We start from the raw sequence: 16,137 nt of genomic DNA, 5'->3' as shown, positions 1-16,137 counted from the left end.
TTGGCTGCCAAGAAAAAACCTGCACCCAAACGCGGCGCCAGCCGCTATCAGGCCCCGGCGAAACAACCGATTCCGGGCTGGCTGTGGATGGCTATCGGCCTGACCGTCGGCGCGTTCATCGTGTTTCTGATGAAACTGGAACCGGGCAAGGGCAGCGACACAGTCAAGCGCGAGAAAGTCGAACAGCAGCAGAAAGCGTCGAAGATCGCCGAGGCCAACAAGACCCCGCCGAGCCCGACGCAACCGGTGAAACCGAAGTACGACTTCTACACCCTGCTGCCGGAATCGGAAGTGATCGTGCCGCCGGACGCGGTACCGGAGAAGACCCTGCCGACGCCGCAAGTGCCGGCCATCCCGACCACGCCGGTAACCCCGGCCGAAGCGGCGAAGATCGACACCGCACGGGCTCAAGCGGCCCTGGCGGGGATCACGCCGCCGCCAGCGCCGCCAGTGAGCAAGGCCGCGCCAGTGACCAAGTTCTTCCTCCAGGCTGGTTCGTTCCGCAAGGAAACCGATGCCGACAAGGTTCGCGCGCAAATCATTCTGCTCGGCCAAGCCGTCGCGGTGGAGTCCGGTACGGTCAAGGATGAAACCTGGTACCGCGTCTTGGTCGGCCCGTTCAGCAACCGTGAACAACTGACCACGGCGCAGAAACAACTGGCCGGCGCCGGCTTCAGCAACCTGTTGTTACAACAACGCCAGAGCCGCTAAGGCTCTCAGAGGTCAGCTGCAACTTGCAGGTGACCTTCAAACTTTGTGGCGAGGGGATTTATCCCCGTTTGGCTGCGGAGCAGCCCTGAAACCAGCCATTGCGGTGCAGCAGGCATACCGCAAATGATGGTTTCGCGACTGCTCCGCAGCCGAACGGGGATAAATCCCCTCGCCACAGTCATCACACACACCATTCGTCTCCCATCGTCCCTGCCGGTTGAAATCCCCTCCAGCACCCCCATATGAATGGGCATAAGGCATTTTCGCCCCGCTGCGTGGAGACTCTTCCCTTGACCACCATCGTTTCAGTCCGCCGCCACGGCAAAGTCGTCATGGGCGGCGACGGCCAGGTTTCTCTCGGCAACACCGTGATGAAAGGCAACGCCAAAAAAGTCCGTCGCCTGTACCACGGCCAGGTCATCGCCGGTTTTGCCGGTGCCACCGCCGACGCCTTCACCCTGTTCGAACGTTTCGAAGGCCAGCTCGAAAAACATCAGGGCCACCTGATCCGCGCCGCCGTCGAACTCGCCAAGGAATGGCGCACCGACCGCTCCCTGAGCCGCCTCGAGGCGATGCTCGCGGTTGCCAACAAGGATGCCTCGCTGATCATCACCGGCAACGGTGACGTGGTCGAACCCGAAGATGGCCTGATCGCCATGGGTTCCGGCGGCGCCTACGCGCAAGCCGCCGCCAGCGCCCTGCTGAAAAAGACCGATTTGTCAGCGCGCGAGATCGTCGAAACCGCTCTCGGCATCGCTGGCGACATCTGCGTATTCACCAACCACACCCAGACCATTGAGGAGCAGGATCTCGCTGAGTAAGCCTGTTGCGGCCCGTGTGCCACGGCTTGTTTCTGCTTGAGGACCGTCAATTACTATGTCCATGACTCCCCGCGAAATCGTCCACGAACTCAACCGCCACATCATCGGCCAGGACGATGCCAAGCGCGCCGTCGCGATTGCCCTGCGCAACCGCTGGCGCCGCATGCAGCTGCCTGAAGAGCTGCGCGTTGAGGTGACCCCGAAGAACATCCTGATGATCGGCCCGACCGGTGTCGGTAAAACCGAGATCGCCCGTCGTCTGGCGAAACTGGCCAATGCGCCGTTCATCAAGGTCGAAGCGACCAAATTCACCGAAGTCGGTTATGTCGGCCGTGACGTCGAGTCGATCATCCGTGATCTGGCCGATGCCGCGATCAAGATGCTCCGCGAACAGGAAATGACCCGCGTACGCCACCGCGCCGAAGACGCTGCCGAGGACCGCATCCTCGACGCCTTGCTGCCGCCGGCACGCATGGGCTTCAGCGACGAAGAAGCGCCGAGCTCCGATTCCAATACGCGTCAGCTGTTCCGCAAGCGCCTGCGCGAAGGTCAGCTGGACGACAAGGAAATCGAGATCGAAGTCGCCGAAGTCTCCGGCATCGAAATCGCCACGCCGCCGGGCATGGAAGAGATGACCAACCAGCTGCAATCGCTGTTTGCCAACATGGGCAAGGGCAAGAAGAAGTCGCGCAAGCTCAAGGTCAAGGAAGCGCTGAAACTGGTGCGTGATGAAGAAGCCGGGCGTCTGGTCAACGAAGAAGAGCTGAAGGCAAAGGCGCTGGAAGCGGTCGAGCAGCACGGTATCGTCTTCATCGACGAGATCGACAAGGTCGCCAAGCGCGGCAATGTCGGCGGCGCCGATGTCTCCCGCGAAGGCGTACAGCGCGACCTGCTGCCGCTGATCGAAGGCTGCACCGTCAATACCAAACTGGGCATGGTCAAGACTGACCACATCCTGTTCATCGCCTCCGGTGCGTTCCACCTGAGCAAGCCGAGTGATCTGGTGCCGGAGCTGCAAGGTCGTCTGCCGATCCGCGTCGAGCTCAAGGCGCTGAGCCCGGAAGACTTCGAACGCATCCTCAGCGAACCGCACGCCTCGCTCACCGAGCAATACTGCGCGCTGCTGAAGACCGAAGGCCTGAACATCCAGTTCCAGCCCGAGGGCATCAAGCGTCTGGCGGAGATCGCCTGGCAGGTCAACGAGAAAACCGAGAACATCGGTGCCCGTCGCCTGCACACCCTGCTTGAGCGTCTGCTCGAAGAGGTGTCGTTCAGCGCCGGCGACCTCGCCAGCGCCCACGATGACAAGGCGATTCTGATCGACGCCGAATACGTCAACAGCCACCTCGGCGAATTGGCGCAGAACGAAGATCTGTCCCGCTACATTCTGTAGAGCGGCAAGCTACAAGCTACAAGCGGCAAGCTGAGTTAAGCTTGCAACTTGTAGCTTGCAGCTAAAGGCTGTTTTTCATGATTCCCACCGACATCAAACTGCACAAAGCCTCGAAAACCCTGACGCTCACTTACGCGTCCGGCGAGGAATACACTCTGCCCGCCGAGTTTCTGCGCGTGCACTCCCCCTCCGCCGAGGTCCAGGGCCACGGCAAACCGATCCTGCAATTCGGCAAGCTCAACGTGGGTCTGAGCAAGCTGGAACCGGCTGGCAACTATGCACTGAAACTGACCTTCGACGACGGTCATGACAGCGGCCTGTTCACCTGGGAATACCTCTACGAACTCGGCAAGCGCCAGAACGAACTCTGGGACGATTATCTTGCCGAGCTGCGCGCTGCCGGAAAATCCCGCGATCCGAACGAGTCGTTCGTCAAGCTGATGCTCTAGGCCGTGGCTCTCGCTCTTTAGAGGGCATTTTCTAACTTCATCTGTTTGAATGCTCCGCGCATATGGCCCCGGATCGGCCGCTTGCGAAAAAAATTAAACTCGGGTAACCAATGGAGCTGGCAAGTTCCCTGCAGTGCTCTACGACTGTAAAGCAGCTATGCAGAATCAACGGTCACCCGAGCAGTAGTACCCGGCATTGGCTGTGGAAGCGACAGCGTGAAACCGGGTACTCGTCTCAGGACAATGGAGCGTCGTAGATGAGTGACAAGAATAACGATGACCTGAAGTACCAAGCCTCGGAAAACACTCTGGGGCTTAACCCCGTCGTCGGGCTGCGCGGAAAGGATCTGCTGGCCTCTGCTCGAATGGTGCTGAAACAGGCCATCAGACAACCGATTCACAGCGTCAGGCACGTGACCCATTTCGGCCTCGAGCTGAAGAACGTGCTGCTGGGTAAATCCGCGCTGCAACCGGCCGGTGACGACCGCCGTTTCGCCGACCCGGCGTGGAGCCAGAACCCGCTGTACAAACGTTATCTGCAAACCTATCTGGCCTGGCGCAAGGAACTGCATGCCTGGATCGATGACAGCAGCCTGTCCCCCAAGGACATCGCTCGCGGGCATTTCGTCATCAACCTGATGACCGAAGCCATGGCGCCGACCAACACGGCGGCCAACCCGGCGGCGGTCAAACGCTTCTTCGAAACCGGCGGCAAAAGCCTGCTCGATGGCCTCTCGCATCTGGCCAAGGATCTGGTGCACAACGGCGGCATGCCGAGCCAGGTCAACATGGGCGCGTTCGAGGTCGGCAAGAGCCTGGGCGTCACCGAAGGTGCTGTGGTGTTCCGCAATGATGTGCTGGAGCTGATCCAGTACCGGCCGATCACCGAGCAGGTCCACGAACGCCCACTGCTGGTAGTGCCGCCGCAGATCAACAAGTTCTACGTCTTCGACTTGAGCCCGGACAAGAGTCTGGCGCGCTTCTGCCTGCGCAACAACGTGCCGACCTTCATCATCAGTTGGCGCAACCCGACCAAGGCCCAGCGCGAGTGGGGTCTGTCGACGTATATCGAAGCGCTGAAGGAGGCGGTCGACGTAGTCACCGCGATCACCGGCAGCAAAGACGTCAACATGCTCGGCGCCTGCTCCGGCGGCATCACCTGCACCGCCCTGCTCGGCCACTACGCCGCGCTCGGCGAGAACAAGGTCAACGCCCTCACCCTGCTGGTCAGCGTGCTCGACACCACCCTGGACAGCGACGTCGCCCTGTTCGTCGATGAGCAGACCCTGGAGACCGCCAAGCGCCACTCCTACCAGGCCGGCGTGCTCGAAGGCAAAGACATGGCCAAGGTTTTCGCCTGGATGCGCCCCAACGATCTGATCTGGAACTACTGGGTCAACAACTACCTGCTCGGCAACGAGCCGCCGGTGTTCGACATTCTGTTCTGGAACAACGACACCACCCGCCTGCCCGCTGCGTTCCACGGCGACCTGATCGAGATGTTCAAAAACAATCCACTGATCCGCCCCAATGCACTGGAAGTGTGCGGCACGCCGATCGACCTCAAGCAGGTCACCGCCGACATCTTCTCGCTGGCCGGCACCAACGATCACATCACGCCGTGGAAGTCCTGCTACAAGTCGGCGCAACTGTTCGGCGGCAAAGTTGAATTCGTGCTATCGAGCAGCGGCCATATCCAGAGCATCCTCAACCCGCCGGGCAACCCGAAATCGCGTTACATGACCAGCGAAGAGATGGCGGCGACTGCCGATGACTGGCAGGAAAACTCGACCAAGCACACCGATTCCTGGTGGCTGTACTGGCAGGCATGGCTGGCCGAGCGCTCGGGCAACCTGAAAAAGGCCCCGACGAAACTGGGCAACAAAGCGTACCCGGCAGGCGAGGCTTCGCCGGGCACTTATGTTCACGAGCGGTAACTGACACCACCCATTGTGGGAGAGGGCCTTGTGGCGAGGGGATTTATCCCCGTTGGGTTGCGAAGCGACCCCGAATCCTGAAACCGTGATTTGTCAGACGCACCGCGGCTACTCGATTCACGACTGCTTCGCAGCCGAACGGGGATAAATCCCCTCACCACAAGGTCCGCTCCTACAGGAATACGGGTGGACTTGAAATCTACAGGGCCTCACGCATGCCGCAACCGTTCATATTCCGCACCGTCGATCTGGATGGCCAGACCCTCCGCACGGCGGTGCGTCCCGGCAAGCCTCATTTGACGCCTCTGCTGATTTTCAACGGCATCGGCGCCAACCTGGAGCTGGTGTTCCCGTTTGTCGCGGCGCTCGACCCGGATCTGGAAGTGATCGCCTTCGACGTGCCCGGGGTCGGCGGCTCCTCGACGCCCAACCGGCCGTATCGCTTTCCCGGCCTGGCCAAACTGACGGCGCGGATGCTCGACTATCTCGACTACGGTCAGGTCAATGTGATCGGCGTGTCGTGGGGCGGAGCTCTGGCGCAGCAGTTTGCCTACGACTATCCCGAGCGCTGCAAGAAACTGGTACTGGCGGCCACTGCGGCCGGTGCGGTGATGGTGCCGGGCAAACCGAAAGTGCTATGGATGATGGCCAGCCCGCGCCGCTACATTCAGCCATCCCATGTGATCCGCATCGCGCCGATGATCTACGGCGGCTCGTTCCGTCGCGACCCGACGCTGGCTGCCAGCCATGCGGCGAAAGTGCGCTCGGCGGGCAAGCTCGGTTACTACTGGCAACTGTTCGCCGGCCTCGGCTGGACCAGCATCCACTGGCTGCACAAGATCCATCAGCCGACGCTGGTGCTGGCCGGCGATGACGATCCGCTGATTCCGCTGATCAACATGCGCATGCTCGCCTGGCGCATTCCCAACGCCCAGTTGCACATCATCGATGACGGCCATCTGTTCCTGATCACTCGCGCCGAAGCGGTGGCGCCGATCATCATGAAGTTTCTCGAAGAGGAGCGTCTGCGCGCAGTCATGCACCCGCATCCGACCCCGCTCGGCGGCTGATCGCGGCGGCCTGCTTTATGCAGCACTTTCCAAATCAAGCGCGCGGCAGGACGCCGCGCAGGCAGCAACCGGTAACAGCGTCTATGGTGTTCTGGTTCGGTGAGTGTGTTTTTGCCCTGAAGACGAAGGAGTGTTGAGTCATGCGCGAAAAACCAGCGACGGGCGTGGTGCCCAGCCCCGCCGTGTTTATCAACGCCCAAAGTGCGATCGCCGGTCTGCGTGGCAGGGATCTGCTGTCGACACTGCGCAGCGTCGCCGCCCACGGCTTGCGCAATCCGTTGCACAGCGCAAAGCATGCGCTGAAGCTTGGCGGACAGCTGGGCCGCGTGCTGCTCGGCGAAACCCTACACCCGACCAATCCGCAAGACAGCCGCTTCGCCGATCCGGCGTGGAGCCTCAACCCGTTCTACCGGCGCAGCCTGCAGGCGTATCTGGCCTGGCAAAAACAGGTCAAAAGCTGGATCGATGAAGGCGACATGAGCCCTGAAGATCGTGCCCGTGCGCACTTCGCTTTCACTCTGCTCAATGACGCCGTAGCGCCCTCCAACACCCTGCTCAATCCGCTGGCGGTCAAGGAGCTGTTCAATTCCGGCGGGCAGAGTCTGGTGCGTGGCCTGAGCCATCTGTTCGATGATCTGTTGCACAACGACGGCCTGCCACGGCAAGTGACCAAGCAGGCGTTCGAGGTCGGCAAAACCGTAGCGACCACCACTGGGGCTGTGGTGTTTCGCAATGAAATGTTCGAGTTGATCCAGTACAAATCGATGAGCGAAAAGCAGTACGCCAAGCCCTTGCTGGTGGTGCCGCCGCAAATCAACAAGTACTACATCTTCGATCTGAGCCCGCAGAACAGTTTCGTCCAGTACGCCCTGAAAAACAGCCTGCAGACCTTCATGATCAGCTGGCGCAACCCTGATGTGCGCCATCGCGAGTGGGGCCTGTCGAGTTACGTCGAAGCGGTCGAAGAAGCGATGAACATCTGCCGGGCGATTACCGGCGCCCGCGAAGTGAACCTGATGGGCGCCTGCGCCGGCGGCCTGACCATTGCCGCCCTGCAAGGGCATTTGCAGGCCAAACGGCAACTGCGCCGGGTCGCCAGCGCGACCTATCTGGTCAGTCTGCTCGACAGCCAGATCGAAACTCCGGCGACGTTGTTTGCCGATGAACAAACACTGGAAGCGGCCAAGCGTCGCTCGTACCAGCGAGGCGTGCTCGACGGTCGCGACATGGCCAAGGTCTTCGCCTGGATGCGCCCCAACGATTTGATCTGGAGCTATTTCGTCAACAACTACTTGCTGGGCAAGGAGCCGCCAGCCTTCGACATCCTCTACTGGAACAACGACAACACGCGCCTGCCGGCGGCGCTGCACGGCGATCTGCTGGACTTCTTCAAGCACAACCCGCTGATCCACGCGGGCGGTCTCGAGGTGTGCGGTACGCCGATCGACCTGCAGAAGGTCAATGTCGACAGCTTCAGCGTCGCCGGCATGAACGACCACATCACGCCGTGGGACGCGGTGTATCGTTCGACCCTGCTGCTCGGTGGCGAACGACGTTTCGTGCTGTCCAACAGCGGCCACGTGCAGAGCATCCTCAACCCGCCGAGCAACCCGAAAGCTGCCTACGTCGAGAACGCCAAACTGAGCAGCGACCCGCGTGCCTGGTACTACGATGCCAGACACGTCGACGGCAGCTGGTGGCCGCAGTGGCTGGAATGGGTCGCCCAGCGCTCCGGCGCCCTGAATGAGACTCGCACCACCCTCGGCAATCCGAACTATCCACCGATGGAAGCAGCACCTGGCACCTATGTGCATGTGCGCTGACGCTCAACCGAAATTTTCTAAGAAGACTGGATGAAAACCCGCGACCGGATCCTCGAATGTGCGCTGCAACTGTTCAACGAAAAGGGTGAACCGAACGTTTCCACCATGGAGGTGGCCAACGAAATGGGGATCAGCCCGGGCAATCTCTACTACCACTTCCACGGCAAGGAACCGCTGATTCTCGGCCTGTTCGAACGCTTCCAGCACGAGCTCGCGCCCCTGCTCGACCCACCGCCGGACGTTGAACTGGCGCCGGAGGATTACTGGCTGTTTCTGCATTTGATCGTCGAGCGCCTGGCGCAATACCGGTTCCTGTTCCAGGACCTGTCGAACCTCGCCGGGCGCTTGCCGAAACTGGCCAAGGGGATTCGCAATCTGCTCAATGCGCTGAAGCGGACGCTGGCGTCGTTGCTGGCGCGATTGAAGGCTTCGGGGCAACTGGTCAGCGATACCCAGGCATTGGGGCAACTGGTGGAGCAGGTGACCATGACGTTGCTGTTCTCGCTGGATTACCAGCGGATTCTTGATCGTGAGGGAGAGGTTCGGTTGGTGGTTTATCAGATCATGATGCTGGTGGCGCCGCATTTGCTGCCGCCAGTGAAGGTGGCGACAGAGCGGATGGCCTTGCAATACCTTGAGGATCACGACTGACCCGAGCGCTGCGCCTACTCACAATCCAATGTGGGAGCGAGCCTGCTCGCGAATGCACACTTTCAGCTGATGCCTGTGCAACTGATCCACCGCTTTCGCGAGCAGGCTCGCTCCCACAGGGCTTGCAGTGATCGAGATAATCTCCACAAACAAAAACGCCCGACCTTCACAGGCCGGGCGTTTTTGATTTGCCCTGAAATCAGGACTGACTGGATGGCGTCGACGGTGTCGATGCCGCAGTCGGAGTAGCTGCTGCCGTGGGTGCCGCAGCGGAGTTTGCCGCGTTGGCCAGAGCTGTTGGCGCAGTCGATGGCGCCTCAGCCGGTTTCGGCGCAGCGGCTTTCGGCGCGGCCGGTTTTTTCACTGCTGGCTTTTTCGCCGCAGCCGGTTTGGCCGCAGGCTTCGCAGCGGGTTTGGCGGCAGCAGTTTTCGCTGCTGGCTTGGCCGCTGGTTTCGCTGCAGCTTTAGCCGCAGGTTTTGCTGCCGCTTTGGTTGCCGGTTTGGCAGCGGCCTTGGCGGCAACCGGTTTGGCTGCCGCTTTGGCCGCGGGCTTGGCGGCCGCAGTTTTGGTCGCAGCTTTCGCAGCCGGTTTTGCTGCCGCTTTGGTCAGTGGCTTGGCTGCGGTTTTCGCCGCAGGTTTGGCAGCTGCAGTTTTACTGGCAGGTTTCGCCGCAGCGGTTTTTGCCGCCACAGGCTGCGCTTTCAGACCGGTGAGTTTTTCGATCTGCTTTGTCAGCGTATCGACCTTGGCGTTGAGCGCCTTGACCTCATTGCGGCTCGGCACACCCAGGCGCGAAATCGCGCTGTTCAGGCGCTTGTCGAAAGCCCCTTCCAGCTCGTCCCACTTGCCCAGTGCGCGATCTTTCACGCCGCTGATACGCGACTTGGCCGAGGAGGTCGAGTCCTCGACTTTCTTGCCGACGGCAGTCTTGGTGAGCTTCTCGGCTTTCTCGCCGTCTTTGACCAATGCATCGAAGAGTTTGCTGCCGTCAGTGTCGATCTTCGAGTACACGCCTAAACCAGCCAGCCAGATTTTGCGGGAGTAGGACTCGACCTTCCCGACCCACGAGCTGCTTTCTTTATCGGTGTTCTTTTTGCCAGCCATCCCGTTCTCCTTAAGATTTTCGCGCGACGCGTTCGAGCAATGCCGTCAGCTCATCGAGCTTAGCAGAGAGTGCCTCAACGTCATGTTTAGACGGAATGCCGATCCGATTCAAGGCGCTGGCCACACGGTTGTCGAAGGCCTTCTCGACCTTGTCGAGCTGAACTTCAACGCGACCCTTGAACGAGCTGACCTGAGTGGCCGCGTCATCGATCTCGGCGTTGGCCGCATGGAGTTTTTCGCTGACGGCTTTTTTGCCTTTCTTTTCAACAGTTTGACCGGCGGCTACGAGTTCTTGAAAGTACTCGCTGCCCTCTTGGCCGACCTTGGTGTAGGCGCCCAGGCCTGCCAGCCAGATCTTGCGGGCATAGGATTTGACGTCGCTCAGAGTGGAAGTCGGAGCGTCGATTTTTTTCTTCAAAATGACTTTGGCCATGGTGCACCTCACGCGCAGAAGGTTTGAGGAACTGCCGGACGAGTGTCGGGCTCAGGCACAAAGTAGGGAGAAAAATTAGAAAGGGCACCCTAACCAGCGGGAGCATCACAAAACAAATGTGGGAGCGAGCCTGCTCGCGAATGCGTCATATCAGCCAACATTTCAGTCAACTGATACACCGCTTTCGCGAGCAGGCTCGCTCCCACAGGGGACTGGATTTCAATCTGGAAATCAGGCCAGGGCTTTGTCGAGGGCTTTCTCGATCTCGGCTTTGATCATGCCGCTCATGGCCGACATCATCAGGCCCAGTTCGACGTCGACCCTGATCGAATCGTCCGCCACATGCACTTCGCCTTTCACGCCGGAGCGCTTGAGGTTCAGGGTGTCGCCCGACCACTGCGGCTCCAGGCCGTATTGTTCGTTGAGCTTTTTGGCCAGTTTGTCGGCCTTTTCGCGGGCGGCTTCCTTACCCAGGGTGTGGGCGCGCTCAACACTGATTTTGGCCATGGAATGACTCCTGATGATTGAATGGCTGACGTTGAATCTTGACCGCATCTGCGGCAAATCGTCCCGAAGGTTGCCCATCTTACCTTTAGCCATTCCAAGACAAAGCATGGCTTGGGGATTAGAATGTCGCGCATTCTCTTTTGGTGACAGCGATATGACTGATCAGCGCAAAGGCAGCGATGCCGAACCCACCACTCACTTCGGCTTCAAAAACGTTCCGGAAAGCCAGAAAGCGGAAAAAGTCGCTGAGGTTTTCCATTCCGTAGCCGCTAAATACGACCTCATGAACGACCTTCTGTCGGGCGGCATGCACCGTCTGTGGAAGCGTTTCGCGATCGAGCTTTCCGGCGTGCGCAGCGGCAACCGCGTACTCGACATCGCTGGTGGCACCGGCGACCTGACCCGCAAGTTCTCGAACCTCGTCGGCCCGACCGGCCAGGTCGTGCTGGCCGACATCAACGAGTCGATGCTCAAGGTCGGCCGTGATCGTCTGCTCGATCTGGGCGTTGCCGGCAACGTCGAATTCGTCCAGGCCGACGCGGAAAAACTGCCGTTCCCGGACAACCATTTCGACTGCGTGACCATCGCCTTCGGCCTGCGCAACGTCACGCACAAAGAGGACGCGTTGCGTTCGATGCTGCGCGTGCTCAAGCCCGGCGGCCGCCTGCTGGTGCTGGAATTCTCCAAGCCGACCAACGCGCTGATGTCCAAAGCCTACGACGCCTACTCGTTCGCCTTCATGCCGCTGATGGGCAAGCTGATCACCAATGACTCGGAAAGCTATCGCTACCTGGCCGAATCGATCCGCATGCACCCGAATCAGGAAACCCTGAAGTCGATGATGGTCGAGGCCGGTTTCGACCGCGTGACCTATCACAACATGACCGCAGGCATCGTCGCCCTGCACCGCGGCATCAAACCCTGATGTTGCTCACCGGGCTGCTCGCCAGCGTCGAACTCGGCCTCAACCGGGTGCTGCGTCTCGACAGCACGGCGCTGCCGCGCCTGGCGCATTTGACCGGCAAGGTGATTGCCGTCGACTGCCGCAACCCGGCGCTGCAACTGTTCATTCTGCCCAGCGACGAAGGCCTGATGCTCGCTGCGCAGTGGGCAGCGGATGTCGATTGCACGTTGCGTGCTCCGGCTTCAAGCCTGGTGAAACTGGCCCTGAGCAAAGACAAGACCGCCGTGCTGCATGCACCGGAAGTCGAGCTCGATGGCGACAGCGGTGTGTTGCTGGAGCTGGCCGGCGTGCTTCAGGATCTTGAGCTGGACTGGGAGTACGAACTCTCGCGCTGGCTCGGGCCGGTCGCCACGCAATTGCTCGGCGGCCATCTGCGCAGCCGCGCGCGCTGGTATCAACAAGGATTTGCCAGCCTCAACCAGAATCTTGCCGAATACCTCGCTGAAGAATCGCGCACCCTCGTCGGGCAACGCGAAGCGGAAGCGCGGTTCAGCGAACTGGACCGGATCAAACTTGATCTGGAACGACTCGAGGCGCGTTTCGAGCGCCTTTCCCGATCCCTCGACCCAAGCGATAACGCATGAAGCTGCTTGCCGTCCGCCGTCTGTTGCGCATCCAGCGCGTCGTGATCCGCTACCGCCTCGATGACCTGCTGTTCGATCTGCCACTGCCCTGGTTCCTTCTGGCCGTGCGCTTTTTGCTGCCGTGGCGCTGGCTGCCGCGCAAGCCGCTGGAACTCAATCGTGGTGCGCGCTTGCGTCTGGCGTTGCAGGATCTGGGGCCGATCTTCATCAAGTTCGGGCAGATTCTTTCGACCCGCCGCGACCTGTTGCCGGAAGACATCGCCGATGAGCTGATGCTGCTGCAGGACCGCGTGCCGCCGTTCGATTCGCAAGTGTCGATCAAGCTGATCGAAGAACAGCTGGGCAAGAAAATCAGCGAAGTGTTCAGCCGTTTCGACGTTGCCCCGCTGGCCTCGGCATCGGTAGCGCAGGTGCATGCGGCGCAGCTCAAAAGCGGCGAAGAAGTCGTGGTCAAGGTGATTCGCCCGGGCCTGAAACCGATCATCGCGCAGGATCTGGCATGGCTGTTCATCCTCGCCCGCGCGGCGGAAAAATTCTCCGCTGACGCGCGCCTGCTGCACCCGGTCGACGTGGTGCAGGATTACGAAAAGACCATTTACGACGAGCTCGATCTGTTGCGCGAGGCGGCCAACGCCAGCCAGTTGCGCCGCAACTTCGAAGGCTCGCAGTTGCTTTATGTACCGCAAGTCTATTGGGACTGGTGCCGGCCGAAAGTGCTGGTGATGGAGCGCATCTACGGCATTCAGGTCACCGACCTGGCGACCCTCGCCGACCAGCGCACCGACATGAAAATGCTCGCCGAGCGTGGCGTGGAGATCTTCTTCACTCAAGTGTTCCGCGACAGCTTCTTCCACGCCGACATGCACCCGGGCAACATTTTCGTCAGCACCGTCAATCCGTGGAGCCCGCAATACATCGCGATCGACTGCGGCATCGTCGGCAGCCTGACCCCGGAAGACCAGGATTATCTGGCTCGCAACCTGTTCGCTTTCTTCAAGCGTGACTACCGCCGTGTGGCGCAGTTGCACATCGATTCGGGCTGGGTGCCGGCGGAAACCAAACTCAACGAATTCGAAGCGGCGATTCGTACGGTGTGCGAACCGATCTTCGAAAAACCGTTAAAAGATATTTCATTTGGCCAGGTGCTGATGCGCCTGTTCCAGACCGCTCGCCGTTTCAACATGGAAGTGCAGCCGCAACTGGTGCTGTTGCAGAAAACTTTGCTGAACATCGAAGGCCTCGGTCGTCAGTTGTATCCGGACCTGGATCTGTGGAACACCGCGCAGCCGTTTCTCGAGCGCTGGATGCGCGAACGCGTCAGCCCGAAAGCCGTGCTGGGCAACGTGCAGAGCCAGCTGGAGCAGATTCCGCACCTGTCGAACATGGCCCGCGATCTGCTCGAACGCATGTCGCAACCCCACGCCAAAGACCCGCCGCCGCCGTGGCGCAAACGCAAGGACGATTGGTTCCTGCGCCTGCTCGGCTGCGCGCATCTGGCCGGCGGCGCGATCCTCGCTGCGGGTGGTCCGTTGACCGAGTGGGCGCACTGGCCCGCCGGAATCATGATCGCGGTCGGTTTGTATCTGGTCGTTCGCCGATAGCACGAATCAGCTGCAAGTTATAAGCTGCCAGCTTCAAGCTTGACGCTACAGGCACGCCGCAACGTGCGTTTACTTGCAGCTCGAAGCTCATGGCTTGCTGCTGCTTTTCGAGATTTGACGATGAAAAACTGGCTGGACGAGATCAAGTGGGACGCTGACGGCCTGGTGCCGGCGATTGCCCAGGATCACAAGACCGGGCGCGTATTGATGATGGCCTGGATGAACCGCGAAGCGCTCGAACTGACCGCTGCGGAGAATCGTGCAATCTACTGGTCACGTTCCCGTGGCAAGCTGTGGCGCAAGGGCGAAGAGTCCGGCCATGTGCAGACCCTGCATGAAATGCGCCTGGACTGTGACGCCGACGTGATCATCCTGATGGTTGAACAGATCGGCGACATCGCCTGCCACACCGGCCGTCAAAGCTGCTTTTACCGGGTCTTCGAAAACGGCGACTGGAAAACGGTCGACCCGGTGCTGAAAGACCCGCACGCTATCTATTCCGCAGGACACACACATGAGTGACACCCTGACCCGCCTCGCTCAGGTACTTGAAGAGCGCAAAGGCGCAGCCGCCGACAGTTCGTATGTCGCCAGCCTGTATCACAAGGGGCTGAACAAGATTCTGGAGAAAGTCGGCGAAGAGTCGGTCGAAACCATTATTGCCGCCAAGGATGCCGCCATCAGCGGCGATTGCAGTGATGTGATCTACGAGACCGCCGACCTGTGGTTCCACAGCATGGTCATGCTCGCCCAACTGGGGCAGCATCCGCAGGCCGTGCTGGATGAACTGGACCGTCGCTTCGGCCTGTCCGGACACGTCGAGAAAGCCTCGCGTCCGTCCGCCTGAACAACTTTTAGAGAGGAATCGCCACATGGGCATTTTTGACTGGAAACACTGGGTCGTCATTCTGATTGTCGTGGTGCTGGTATTCGGTACCAAGAAACTGAAAAACCTCGGCACCGACGTTGGCGAATCAATCAAGGGCTTTCGCAAAGCCATGAACGACGACGAAAAACCGGCCGAGCCGAGCGTGACCCCGCCGGCCCAGCCTGTGCCACCGGTGCAGCCGCAAACCACCGCTCAGGCCAACCCGCCGCACACCATCGACGTGCAGGCGCAGAAAGTCGAAGAGCCGATCCGCAAAGACGTGTGAGCACTGACTAATGTTTGGTATCAGCTTCTCTGAACTGCTGCTCGTCGGCCTCGTCGCCCTGCTGGTGCTCGGCCCCGAGCGTCTGCCGGGCGCGGCGCGCACCGCCGGTCTGTGGGTCGGCCGCCTGAAGCGCAGCTTCAACGCGATCAAACAGGAAGTTGAACGTGAAATCGGTGCCGACGAGATCCGTCGGCAACTGCACAACGAACATATTCTGTCGCTGGAGCAAGAGGCGCGGAAGATCTTCAATCCGAACCAGCAGGAGCCGTCGCCGGCGCAGCCGCCCGCTGAGCCGACGATTCATGCGCCGACGGCGCCTGCGCCTGTTGTCGCGCCGACACAATCCGCTCCCGCAGAAACGTCGGTTGAACACGTAGCCTCGAATACCGCGCCGATCACACCTGCGCCTCACGACACCACTTTGCCGCCGCGAGCCCCATGAGCGATCTTCCGGAAAACGACCAGCACATGCCGCTGGTATCGCACCTCACCGAGTTGCGCACCCGCCTGCTGCGTTGCGTGGCGGCGATCTTCATTATTTTTGCCGGGCTGTTCGCGTTTACCCAGCAGATCTACACCTTCGTCTCGACGCCGCTGCGCCAGTACCTGCCGGTCGGCGCGACGATGATCGCCACAGACGTGTCGTCGCCGTTCCTGACGCCGCTGAAACTGACGATGATGGTTTCGCTATTCCTCGCGATTCCGGTGATCCTGCATCAGATCTGGGGCTTTATCGCGCCAGGCCTGTACAAGCATGAAAAACGCGTCGCGGTGCCGTTGCTGATCTCCAGCATCCTGCTCTTCTACATCGGCATGGCGTTCGCCTATTACTTCGTCTTTCCGTTGATCTTCAAATTCTTCGCCGCTGCCACCCCGGCCGGCGTGGAAATGATGACCGACATCGCCAGTTACCTCGATTTCGTCATGACGCTGT

At 60.4% G+C, this 16,137-nt stretch carries 19 protein-coding genes; 16 read left to right on the top strand and 3 right to left on the bottom strand.

Features of this window, described 5'->3' with window-relative positions; translation table 11 throughout:
* The 8 genes from KVG87_RS13235 (at nt 1) to KVG87_RS13200 (ending at nt 8,855) form a co-directional block, all read left to right on the top strand.
* Nucleotides 1–711, top strand: coding sequence for an SPOR domain-containing protein (locus tag KVG87_RS13235; RefSeq protein WP_016772059.1), 711 nt, complete (start codon nt 1–3; stop codon nt 709–711).
* Nucleotides 712–1,001: 290 nt separating this feature from the next.
* Nucleotides 1,002–1,532: an ATP-dependent protease subunit HslV gene (hslV, locus tag KVG87_RS13230; protein ID WP_007968352.1), complete on the top strand. Its 531-nt coding sequence runs from the start codon at nt 1,002–1,004 to the stop codon at nt 1,530–1,532.
* Nucleotides 1,533–1,587: 55 nt separating this feature from the next.
* Nucleotides 1,588–2,925, top strand: a complete 1,338-nt coding sequence (gene hslU / locus KVG87_RS13225; RefSeq protein WP_217851075.1) for an ATP-dependent protease ATPase subunit HslU — start codon at nt 1,588–1,590, stop codon at nt 2,923–2,925.
* A gap of 77 nt (nt 2,926–3,002) precedes the next feature.
* Entirely contained in the window at nt 3,003–3,374 is a 372-nt protein-coding gene (locus KVG87_RS13220) for a gamma-butyrobetaine hydroxylase family protein (RefSeq protein WP_016772061.1), read from the top strand.
* 257 nt (nt 3,375–3,631) lie between these two features.
* Nucleotides 3,632–5,311, top strand: a complete 1,680-nt coding sequence (phaC, locus tag KVG87_RS13215) for a class II poly(R)-hydroxyalkanoic acid synthase (protein ID WP_041477559.1) — start codon at nt 3,632–3,634, stop codon at nt 5,309–5,311.
* 215 nt (nt 5,312–5,526) lie between these two features.
* Nucleotides 5,527–6,381: a poly(3-hydroxyalkanoate) depolymerase gene (gene phaZ / locus KVG87_RS13210; RefSeq protein WP_016772063.1), complete on the top strand. Its 855-nt coding sequence runs from the start codon at nt 5,527–5,529 to the stop codon at nt 6,379–6,381.
* A 140-nt stretch (nt 6,382–6,521) separates the two neighbouring features.
* A complete protein-coding gene (phaC, locus tag KVG87_RS13205; protein WP_071174138.1) occupies nt 6,522–8,204 on the top strand; it encodes a class II poly(R)-hydroxyalkanoic acid synthase in 1,683 nt (560 codons plus the stop codon).
* Between the two features lie 30 nt (nt 8,205–8,234).
* Nucleotides 8,235–8,855, top strand: coding sequence for a TetR/AcrR family transcriptional regulator (locus KVG87_RS13200; protein WP_024011259.1), 621 nt, complete (start codon nt 8,235–8,237; stop codon nt 8,853–8,855).
* A 199-nt stretch (nt 8,856–9,054) separates the two neighbouring features.
* On the opposite strand, the gene KVG87_RS13195 is transcribed toward KVG87_RS13200, so the two are convergent.
* The 3 genes from KVG87_RS13195 to KVG87_RS13185 form a co-directional block, all read right to left on the bottom strand.
* Nucleotides 9,055–9,960: a phasin family protein gene (locus KVG87_RS13195; protein WP_217851073.1), complete on the bottom strand. Its 906-nt coding sequence runs from the start codon at nt 9,958–9,960 to the stop codon at nt 9,055–9,057.
* Between the two features lie 10 nt (nt 9,961–9,970).
* Nucleotides 9,971–10,393 (bottom strand): phasin family protein, encoded by a 423-nt coding sequence (locus tag KVG87_RS13190; protein ID WP_076565216.1) that lies wholly within the window; start codon nt 10,391–10,393, stop codon nt 9,971–9,973.
* A 231-nt stretch (nt 10,394–10,624) separates the two neighbouring features.
* Nucleotides 10,625–10,900: a polyhydroxyalkanoic acid system family protein gene (locus tag KVG87_RS13185; RefSeq protein ID WP_056787308.1), complete on the bottom strand. Its 276-nt coding sequence runs from the start codon at nt 10,898–10,900 to the stop codon at nt 10,625–10,627.
* A 154-nt stretch (nt 10,901–11,054) separates the two neighbouring features.
* Between KVG87_RS13185 and ubiE the strand changes: the two genes are divergently transcribed.
* The 8 genes from ubiE to tatC form a co-directional block, all read left to right on the top strand.
* On the top strand, nt 11,055–11,825 hold the full coding sequence (gene ubiE / locus KVG87_RS13180; RefSeq protein WP_016772069.1) for a bifunctional demethylmenaquinone methyltransferase/2-methoxy-6-polyprenyl-1,4-benzoquinol methylase UbiE: 771 nt from the start codon (nt 11,055–11,057) through the stop codon (nt 11,823–11,825).
* A complete protein-coding gene (locus tag KVG87_RS13175; protein ID WP_076565210.1) occupies nt 11,825–12,448 on the top strand; it encodes a ubiquinone biosynthesis accessory factor UbiJ in 624 nt (207 codons plus the stop codon). The genes ubiE and KVG87_RS13175 overlap by 1 nt, the downstream gene beginning before the upstream one ends.
* The gene (gene ubiB, locus KVG87_RS13170; protein ID WP_217851071.1) at nt 12,445–14,049 is read left to right on the top strand and encodes a ubiquinone biosynthesis regulatory protein kinase UbiB; all 1,605 of its coding nucleotides are present in this window, start codon (nt 12,445–12,447) and stop codon (nt 14,047–14,049) included. Before KVG87_RS13175 ends, ubiB begins: the two co-directional genes overlap by 4 nt.
* 120 nt (nt 14,050–14,169) lie before the next feature.
* Nucleotides 14,170–14,571, top strand: a complete 402-nt coding sequence (gene hisI / locus KVG87_RS13165) for a phosphoribosyl-AMP cyclohydrolase (RefSeq protein ID WP_007899278.1) — start codon at nt 14,170–14,172, stop codon at nt 14,569–14,571.
* A complete protein-coding gene (locus KVG87_RS13160) occupies nt 14,564–14,896 on the top strand; it encodes a phosphoribosyl-ATP diphosphatase (protein WP_003220849.1) in 333 nt (110 codons plus the stop codon). Before hisI ends, KVG87_RS13160 begins: the two co-directional genes overlap by 8 nt.
* Before the next feature lie 25 nt (nt 14,897–14,921).
* Nucleotides 14,922–15,203, top strand: a complete 282-nt coding sequence (locus tag KVG87_RS13155) for a twin-arginine translocase TatA/TatE family subunit (protein ID WP_016772073.1) — start codon at nt 14,922–14,924, stop codon at nt 15,201–15,203.
* 10 nt (nt 15,204–15,213) lie between these two features.
* On the top strand, nt 15,214–15,645 hold the full coding sequence (tatB, locus tag KVG87_RS13150) for a Sec-independent protein translocase protein TatB (RefSeq protein WP_207807673.1): 432 nt from the start codon (nt 15,214–15,216) through the stop codon (nt 15,643–15,645).
* Nucleotides 15,642–16,137, top strand: a 496-nt coding sequence (tatC, locus tag KVG87_RS13145) for a twin-arginine translocase subunit TatC (protein ID WP_217851069.1), incomplete at its 3' end; no start/stop codon positions are given. The genes tatB and tatC, both read left to right, overlap by 4 nt.

It is taken from the genome of Pseudomonas siliginis (genome assembly GCF_019145195.1).
GTDB lineage: Bacteria > Pseudomonadota > Gammaproteobacteria > Pseudomonadales > Pseudomonadaceae > Aquipseudomonas > Aquipseudomonas siliginis.
Note: the sequence above shows the minus strand (reverse complement) of the source record. Positions and strands in the feature narration are given on the sequence as shown.